1 protein-coding gene is annotated in these 301 nt (G+C 63.5%); it reads right to left on the minus strand.

Annotation, left to right across the window (positions count from 1 at the left end; all coding sequences use genetic code 11):
- The coding region (locus tag Q7F16_RS30145) for a carbon starvation CstA family protein (RefSeq protein ID WP_409557427.1) at window positions 1–301 on the minus strand (301 nt) is incomplete at both ends.

The following is a 301-nucleotide window of genomic DNA, read 5'->3' on the forward strand; positions in this document are numbered from 1 at the left end:
AACAACACCGTCAGCGTCGCGTTGGTGTAGGCGTTGAACACCACGTGCTGCATCTGCTCGATGCTCTTGGCCGGGGCCAGGATCTGGCCGGCGGCCAGGGCATCGTTGTATTTGCGTGCCAGGGCCAAAAAGCCGATCGCCGGGTTGGCGTCGAACAGCTTGATCAGGCCCGCCGTGGTGGTGCAGATCAGCAGCCAGCTCGCCGGCAGCAGCGTGACCCAGACGTAGCGCTGGCGCTTCATCTTGATCAGGACCACGGTGGCGAGCATCAGGGCGATACCGGCCAGCATCTGGTTGGAGA

The organism is Pseudomonas sp. Lb2C2 (assembly GCF_052112205.1).
GTDB lineage: Bacteria > Pseudomonadota > Gammaproteobacteria > Pseudomonadales > Pseudomonadaceae > Aquipseudomonas > Aquipseudomonas kilonensis.